Origin of the sequence: Microbispora sp. NPDC046933, from assembly GCF_040644635.1 — a bacterium.
In the GTDB taxonomy this organism is placed as follows: Bacteria; Actinomycetota; Actinomycetes; order Streptosporangiales; family Streptosporangiaceae; genus Microbispora.
Window position 1 is genome coordinate 122,910 of sequence record NZ_JBEYWW010000029.1, and the last position, 7,106, is coordinate 130,015.

A 7,106-nucleotide genomic window follows, 5' to 3' on the forward strand; every position below is an offset into this window, starting at 1 on the left:
ACAATGTTCGGATAGCGCGGTGGTCGGGTAGGGTGACCTCATGTCCCGGAACCAGCTGCTGCCTCGGGATCCGTCGCCACCGCCGGACGGGCCGGCCGACGACAGCGGCTGCCCGATCCTGCACGTGGACATGGACGCCTTCTACGCCAGCGTCGAGCTGCTCGACCGCCCCGAGCTGCGGGGCACCCCGGTCATCGTCGGCGCCACCGGCGCGCGCGGTGTCGTGCTCAGCGCCACCTACGAGGCCCGCGGGTTCGGGGTGCACTCGGCGATGCCGATGACACGGGCCCGGCGCATCTGCCCGCAGGCGACGGTCATCCCGCCCCGGCACGCCAAGTACGCCGAGGTGTCCCGGGGCGTCATGGAGATCTTCCAGGCGATCACCCCCGAGGTGGAGCCGATCGCCTCCGATGAGGCGTTCCTCAACGTCGGCGGGGCCCGCCGCAGGCTCGGCAGCCCCGCGGCCATCGCTCGGACGATCCGCGCCCAGGTCGCCGAGCGGTACGGCATCACCTGCTCGGTGGGGGTGGCGAGCACGAAGTTCGTGGCCAAGCTCGCCTCGCGCCAGTGCAAGCCGGACGGCCTGCTCGTGGTCCCGGCCGACAGGGTCGTGGAGTTCCTGCACCCGCTGCCCGTCGCCGCCCTGTGGGGCGTCGGGGAGCGCACCGAGCAGGCCCTCGTACGGCTCGGCATCCGCACCGTGGGGGATCTGGCCCAGGTGCCGGTGGCGACGCTCCAGCGCGAGTTCGGCGCCGTCGGCGCGCACCTGGCGGCCCTCGCCTGGGGGCGCGACGAGCGCCGGGTGGTGCCGCACGCGCCCGACAAGAGCATCGGCAACGAGGAGACGTTCCCACACGACGTCGACGACCCCGAGACGATCAGGCGTGAGCTGCTGCGGCTGTCGGAGCGGGTCGCCGCGCGCCTGCGGGCCGGCGGGCACGTCGGCCGCACGGTCAGCGTCAAACTCCGCCGATCCGACTTCACGACCATCACCCGGTCGCGTACGCTGCGCGAGGCGACCGACGTCGCGAAGGAGATTTTCGACACATCATGCGAGCTCTACGAGGCCGCCGGGCTGGAGCGGGTGCGGCTGCGGCTGGTCGGCGTGCGTGTGGAGAACCTGATTCCGGCCACCGCGGCGACGCGCCAGCTGGGCCTGGGAGAGCGGGAGACCGGCTGGCGGGAGGCCGAACAGGCCATGGACCGGGCGGCCCGCCGCTTCGGCCCGGACGCGGTGAAGCCGGCGTCGCTTGTTCGGCGTCCGTTTGGTCCAATAGGTTCATGACGTCACCTCCGGTTTGGACCGCGTTGGACGTTTTCTTTCGCCTACGTCTGAGGCCTCGTATTCTGGGGATAACCGACCGCGAGGTTCGGACACCCCGTGTCGTCCGTTGCCGTCTTCCCCTGAATGGGGCCGTCCTTGGGAGGCGCCGTGCCGCTGTCTGAGCACGAGCAGCGCTTGCTCGACCAGATCGAGCAGGCCCTCTATGCCGAGGACCCGAAGTGGGCGAACACCGTACGGATCAGCGATCCGCGCAGCCACTACAAGCGCCGCCTGGTGAAGGCCTCCATAGGCTTCGCACTCGGCGTGGTCCTGCTGATGGTCGGCGTCGTCGCGGCCCAGATCTGGCTCGGTGCCGCCGGCTTCGTGGTCATGCTCGCCACCTGCCTGTGGGGCCTGTCGAGCTGGAAGCGCATGAACGGGTTCGGTGACTCCCCGCCGTCCCGCGGCCGCGGCCGCCGTCCCCAGCGCCAGAGCTTCATGGAGCGCATGGAAGAGCGCTGGCGCCGCCGCCACGACGAGCACTGATCCCCACCTGAGCCACCGCTCCCCATCCAAGGCAACACCGGTGGGCCCGCGAACGCGGGCCCACCGAGTCGTATGCGGCGGCCGGTGCTCTTCCCCCGGGGACGGCCGGTCAGCGGCGGGCGCCGGTCAGTGTCCGCTCCCTCCCGGAGTCGCCGGCTCCGGCCCGTGCGGCGCCGAAACGCCCCGGCGTCGTGGCCGTCCCGCGCGTCCCGCCCGACCCCGTCGCCTGCCAGAGCCGGGGACGCAGTCCCTCCAGCCGGTCGAACACGTCGAGCACGCCCTCGCCGGCGGCCCGCACCCGCAGCAGGACGGACACCGGGGCCAGCACGGCCCCCAGGCGCCGCCACCGTGAGGCCCTCCCCGCCAGGTCGCGCCTGATCCGGCGCAGGTCCGCCGGGACGGGCCCCGACGCCGAGGGCGTGGGAGCGTACCTGAGCCGCTCCTCGGACGTGACGACGCGGGCGAGCGACTCGGCGGCCTGCGGCCCGAGGGCGTACCGCTCGCCGATCCGGCGGCCGAGGGCGCGCGGCGTCTCGCTCGGCTCCCCGGCCATTCCCAGGTCGGTGAGCATGTCCCGCAGCTCCGCCCAGGCCGCGTGGCCCCCCGCGGCCGTCCGCGTCAGCCGGTGAAGGCGCCGGCGGCGCACCAAGAGCCGCGCGGCGGCGGGCAGCAACAGCAGCACGAGCGCGGCGGCGGCACCGATCCCGATCTTGACGGCCACGGGCGTGCCCGGGTCGGCCGCGATGGCCATGCCGTCGAGGTCGCGCTCGAGCTGGCGCGGGTTCGGCCGGGCCGGCCCGGCGCTCCGGCCGGTGTCCTCCTCCTCGCTCGACGACGGCCCGTCGGACGGGCCCGTGGTGGGGCCGGCCGTCGGCGTGACGGGCAGCGAGTACGGCGGCACCTGGGCGGTGCCCTGCCCGGCGGCCCCGGCGGGGGTGGGCTCGAACCGCAGCCAGCCGATGCCGTCGAAGAACAGCTCCGGCCAGGCGTGGGCGTCGTGGGTGCGGACCGTCCACACGTCGCCGATCTTGGTGCCGCCCGTGTAGCCGATCGACACCCGCGCCGGGATGTCGAGCAGACGCGCCATCACGGCCATCGCCCCGGCGAACTGCTCGCAGTAGCCGGTGCGGTCACGCAGGAGGAAGCGGGACAGCGCCTGCGCGCCCGATCCGGACGCGCGTACGTCGTAGGTGAACCGGCCGGACCGGGTGAACCACTCCTGGAGCTCGACCGCGGCCTCGTACGGGGTGGCGGCGTCGGCGGTGACCCGGCGCGCGAGGGCGGCCACCCGGGGGTCGAGCCCGTCGGGCAGCTGCAGGTAGCGGTCGCTGTCCGGGAGCGTCATCGCCGTGCGCAGCTCCGCCGTGGTGGGCTCGGGCTCCTCGGTCACCACCCGATACTCCAGCCCGGCCGCCTCGTCCTCGGTGGAGAAGACCATGAGCGTGGACCGGTCCGCGCGCCAGTCGCCGTCCGCGTCGACCTGCCGGGCCGGGTACGGCAGCGGCAGGAAGTTGAGCTTGTCGATGTCCTCGCTCATCGTGACCCGCATCTCGGCCCGCTTCACCGACACCTCGGGGCGGAGCCCGGGAGCGGGCGGCAGCGGCCCCTCCGACACGCGGTCCTCGGGGCGCCCGCGCAGCGGGGCCAGCGTCCACTTCGTGCCGTCGAAGATGTCGAGCGAGTAGATCCGCAGGTAGCGTGCTGCGTCGTCGCTGCTGGTGTAGGTGAGCACGGTGGCGTTGCCCTGCTGCCTGAGCTGGCCGCCGAGCTTGGCGATGGCGTCCGGGATGCCGATGTTGCCGCCGCCCCCGCCGAGGCCGTTGCCCACGCCGAAGCCGAACAGCGGATCGGGGGACAGCGCCGGCAGCGCCGCCGGCACCAGGACCGCCAGCGCGATAGCCGTCACGCCGATGCGCTTGCCGGACAGGGCGAGCCGCTCGGTGTCGGGGGTGGCGCCGCGCGCGGAGCCGGAGGAACGGCGCACCACGACGGCCCGGCCCCAGCGGCTGAGGCGCTCCCGCCCGTCCGTGACGAGCAGACCGATGTAGCCGAACGCCGCGACGACGAACGCGAGCCACCCGATGGGCTCGGTGATCACCGCCGCGGGCACGGTGAACAGGGCGAGCAGCGGCAGACCGGCCAGCGCCGCCCGGCGCAGCCGCACCGCGAAGACGTCCACGAGCAGGGCGATCAGCGCCACGCCCGCCGTGGTGAGCAGCGTGATGCCGGGGTTGGCCGGCACCGGGGCGGCGTATCGCTGGATGTCGTCGAACCCGGAGCCGATCAGCTCGGCGAGCAGGACGAGCGAGTCCTTGGTGGGGACGATCCGCAGCCACGCCTCCTCCGGCGTGAAGACGAGCGTCAGGTAGAGCAGGACCGCCACGGGCGTCGCGGCGGGCGCCACCCACGGGCGGGCGCCCAGGCGGGAGGCCACCGCCCCGGCCACGGTGGTGACGAGGATCGCCCCCATGCAGGACCAGAACCAGGTGCCGCCCTCGAAGAGCGGGTAGAGCGTGATCGTGACGGCCGCCGTGGCCAGACCCGCCGCAACCGGCAGTTTCATTGCTTCTTACCTTCCGTCACGCCGGAGCGGCCGGCTCAGGCCGCGCTCCTCTTGTTTCCGGCCTCCGGCCACACCTCGGCGAGCGAGGCGCCGGCGGGCAGGTCGAGCACCCGCCACCCGGCGCCGGTCAGGACCGACCGCGCGGCCCGCGCGTTCTCCGCGGCGACGCCGTCCCAGGAGGCCCCGTTCCCGGAAGCCCGGTCCCAGGAGGCGAGGTCGAGCAGGACCGCGACGGCGGTCACGCCCGAGTGCCTGAGCTGGGCGAGCGTCCTGGCCTCCTCCGGGTCGAGCGCGCCGAGGACCGCGATGATCAGTCCCTCCCCGCCGCCCTGGCGCAGCGCGCCGATGCCGTGCTCCAGCGACCGCGCCGTGCTCTGCCGGATGACGGCGAGCGTGTCGAGCAGGGACCACGACTGCCCGGTGTCCACCACGTGCCGCGCGCCCTGGTCGGTGACCAGGCGCAGCGCGAGCCCCTCCGCGGACAGGTGCACGCCGATGGACGCGGCGGCCGAGACCGCCACCTCGAACGACGAGCGCGGCCCCTCGCCCCGGTGGGCGTGCCTGCGGGTGTCGAGCAGCAGCGCGCCCCGGCTCTGCCACTCCTGCTCCTCGCGCCTGACCATCAGCTCGCCGCGCCGCGCGGTCGAGCGCCAGTGGACCCGGCGCAGGTCGTCGCCCTGGCGGTACTCGCGGGGCGCCACGTCGTCGTCGCCCGCCGCCGCGACCGACCGCGTACGGCTGTCGCCGCCGCCGCTGTACTCGCCCGACAGGCGCACCGGCGGCAGCGGCACCACCTCGGGGGTGACCACGAGCGTGTCGGTGATGGTGAACGAGCGGGTCAGCTCGACCAGCCCGAACGGGTCGGCGATCCGCACGGACAGCGGCCCGATCGGGAATCGCCCGCGCAGATCGGAGCTGACCTTGTAGTCGATCTCCCGGACGCCGCGCGACTCCATCCGGTCGAGGACGAACCTCGGCCGCGTGCCCAGCGCGTACTGCAGGGTGTCCTCCACCAGCAGCAGCCCGGTGGGCAGCCGGGTGACGTTCTCCAGCCGCAGGGTGACCGTGCTCTCCTCGCCGGCCTGCACCCGGGCCGGGCCGAGCCGTCTGGCGCAGGCCAGGCGGTAACGCGTACGGGCCACCACCAGCGACGCGATCAGCGGCATCGCGATGATCAGCACGGCCACGCGCAGCAGGTCCTGTTCCCCGAGGACGAGGGCGCACAGCAGGGCCGCCACACCGGAGGCGAGGAACGAGCGTCCCCGCGGGGTCAGAGCCTTCAGCCCGGTCATGGGCCCTCCGTCACTTGCTCACTGTCACTTCGCCGGGCACGCCGGTTGTCAATTGGCGTCGGGGACGGGGACGCGCCGCACCAGCTCGCTGACGAGCTGCTCCGGATGACGGCGCTGCCCCTGCGCCTCCAGGCTCGGCAGCAGGCGGTGCGCCAGCACGGGGACGGCCAGGTCCTGCAGGTCGTCGGGGATCACGTAGTCGCGGCCGGACAGCGCGGCGTGGGCCCGCGCGCTGCGCACCAGATGGAGGGTGGCCCGCGGGGAGGCGCCCAGCCGCAGGTCGGGGGAGTGCCTGGTGGCCGTCACCATGTCGACGGCGTAGCGCTTGACCGGCTGGGAGACGTAGACCGCGCGGACGGCCTGGATCAGCGCGGCCACCTCGGCCGTGGTCGCGACCGGCTCCATCTTGTCCAGCGGCTGGGAGGCGCCGTGCACGTCGAGCATCTCCAGCTCGGCGGCCGGCTCCGGGTATCCCATCGCGATCTTGGCGGTGAACCGGTCGCGCTGCGCCTCGGGGAGGGGATAGGTGCCCTCCATCTCGATCGGGTTCTGCGTCGCGATGACCATGAACGGCGACTCCAGCGCGTAGGTCACGCCGTCGACCGTCACCTGGTGCTCCTCCATGCACTCCAGGAGGGCGGACTGCGTCTTGGGGGAGGCGCGGTTGATCTCGTCGCCGACGACGATGTTGGCGAAGACCGGCCCGGGCTTGAACTCGAACTCCCGTGTCTGCTGGTTGTACGCGCTGACCCCGGTGATGTCGCTCGGCAGCAGGTCGGGGGTGAACTGGACGCGCTTGACCGGGCAGTCGATGGAGCGCGCCAGGGCCTTGGCGAGCATCGTCTTGCCCACGCCGGGCACGTCCTCGATCAGCAGGTGGCCCTCCGCCAGGAGCACGGTGAGAGTCAGGCGGACGACGTCGCTCTTGCCCTCGATCACTGATTCGATCGCGTTGCGGATCCGGTGGGCGGTGTCGACCAGATCCTCGAGCCGGGCTGCCGCATCGGTGACGTCGGGAGTTACTGCCACCAGGCCTCCATGAGGGTGCGTCCCCGAGAATGGGGCGTTAAACGTTCCTTTTCCATTCTGTGTACCGACCCTATGTCCCCTGTGGTTCTAGGGCGACTTTGTCCGTAAATCCGGGTGAACTGCCCACAGTGTTGTGGCGTCTCTTCACGGTCACGTGCCGCGCTCGTCCGAATCCCGTGACACGCAATGGCGGGGCGCCCGGGCGCGCTCCACTTCCCCCCACCACTTCCCCCCGCCGGGCCCCGCCCGCCGCCGGGAACCCCGTACGCGCCGGGGGTTCCGGGGCGCCGACACGCCCGTGCGCGGGCCGGGGGGGGGGGGGGGGGCCCCCCCCCCCCCCCCCCCCCCCACGCCCCCCCCCCCCCCCCCCAGGATTTAAGACACCGGCGGAAAAAAATTAATGGGGGGGTGG

The 7,106-nt window shown here is 73.3% G+C and carries 5 protein-coding genes; 2 read left to right on the top strand and 3 right to left on the bottom strand.

Going from position 1 to position 7,106, the window contains the following annotated elements; genetic code table 11:
- Window positions 1-40 precede the first annotated feature (40 nt).
- Window positions 41-1,285, top strand: coding sequence for a DNA polymerase IV (locus tag ABZ857_RS32365; RefSeq protein ID WP_357050584.1), 1,245 nt, complete (start codon window positions 41-43; stop codon window positions 1,283-1,285).
- A gap of 147 nt (window positions 1,286-1,432) precedes the next feature.
- Window positions 1,433-1,810 carry a DUF3040 domain-containing protein gene (locus ABZ857_RS32370; RefSeq protein ID WP_357050587.1) on the top strand — a complete coding sequence of 126 codons (378 nt, stop codon included), beginning with the start codon at window positions 1,433-1,435 and terminating at the stop codon, window positions 1,808-1,810.
- 109 nt (window positions 1,811-1,919) lie between these two features.
- Here ABZ857_RS32370 and ABZ857_RS32375 read toward each other — a convergent pair whose 3' ends face one another.
- The 3 genes from ABZ857_RS32375 to ABZ857_RS32385 are packed head-to-tail and all read right to left on the bottom strand — an operon-like array spanning window position 1,920 to window position 6,694.
- Entirely contained in the window at window positions 1,920-4,373 is a 2,454-nt protein-coding gene (locus ABZ857_RS32375; RefSeq protein WP_357050590.1) for a DUF3488 and transglutaminase-like domain-containing protein, read from the bottom strand.
- A 35-nt stretch (window positions 4,374-4,408) separates the two neighbouring features.
- Window positions 4,409-5,665, bottom strand: a complete 1,257-nt coding sequence (locus ABZ857_RS32380; protein WP_357050593.1) for a DUF58 domain-containing protein — start codon at window positions 5,663-5,665, stop codon at window positions 4,409-4,411.
- A gap of 48 nt (window positions 5,666-5,713) precedes the next feature.
- Window positions 5,714-6,694 (bottom strand): MoxR family ATPase, encoded by a 981-nt coding sequence (locus tag ABZ857_RS32385; protein ID WP_357050596.1) that lies wholly within the window; start codon window positions 6,692-6,694, stop codon window positions 5,714-5,716.
- Between the last annotated feature and the right edge of the window lie 412 nt (window positions 6,695-7,106).

Coding starts and splice junctions, on each gene's coding strand:
- ABZ857_RS32365 (WP_357050584.1), top strand. CDS start 41: ATGTCCCGGAACCAGCTGCTGCCTCGGGATCCGTCGCCACCGCCGGAC.
- ABZ857_RS32375 (WP_357050590.1), bottom strand. CDS start 4,373: ATGAAACTGCCGGTTGCGGCGGGTCTGGCCACGGCGGCCGTCACGATC.
- ABZ857_RS32380 (WP_357050593.1), bottom strand. CDS start 5,665: ATGACCGGGCTGAAGGCTCTGACCCCGCGGGGACGCTCGTTCCTCGCC.